This window comes from Pseudomonas sp. 25 R 14 (genome assembly GCF_900004755.1).
GTDB classification, from domain to species: Bacteria; Pseudomonadota; Gammaproteobacteria; order Pseudomonadales; family Pseudomonadaceae; genus Aquipseudomonas; species Aquipseudomonas brenneri.
Genome location: NZ_CVTS01000064.1, coordinates 64,179 through 64,859, shown reverse-complemented (window position 1 = coordinate 64,859; position 681 = coordinate 64,179). Strand labels below are relative to the sequence as shown.

The 681-nt window shown below is 64.6% G+C and carries 1 protein-coding gene; it reads left to right on the top strand.

What is annotated here, in order from left to right:
- On the top strand, nucleotides 1-681 hold a 681-nt coding region (locus BFQ03_RS23000), incomplete at both ends, for an Ig-like domain-containing protein (RefSeq protein WP_239695274.1).

Below are 681 nucleotides of genomic sequence, written 5' to 3'. Positions count from 1 at the left end.
GCGTGGTGATCAAGGAAGGTGACACCCAGTCTCCAGCCACCAACGTTGACGTGCCGCTGCTGGCACCGCAGTTGGGCACTGTCGATCCAGCCACCGGCAATGTGGCGGTCACCGGCAAGCCGGGCGCGACCGTGCAGGTGCAGGACCCGAACGGCAACCCGATTGGCAACCCAGTCACTTTGGACGACAAAGGCCAGGGCACCGTGACGCTGCCAGGCAACACCAGCGGCCAGCAGGTCGGCGTGGTGGTCAAGGACGGTGACACGCAGTCGCCTGCCACCAACGTTGACGTGCCGCTGTTGGCACCGCAGTTGGGCACTGTCGATCCTGAGACCGGCAATGTGGCGGTCACCGGCAAGCCGGGCGCGACCGTGCAGGTGCAGGACCCGAACGGCAATCCGATTGGCAACCCAGTCACTCTGGACGACAAAGGCCAGGGCACCATAACGCTGCCGGGCAACACCAGTGGCCAACAAGTCGGCGTGGCGCTCGATGACGGCATCAACCCGCCGCTCACGACCAACGTCGAAGTACCGTTGCTGGCACCACAGTTGGGCCCTATCGATCCAGCCACTGGCAACGTAGTTGTCACCGGCAAGCCAGGCGCGACCGTGCAGGCGCAGGATCCAAGCGGCAAGCCAATTGGCAACCCAGTCACTCTGGACGACAAAGGCCAGGGCA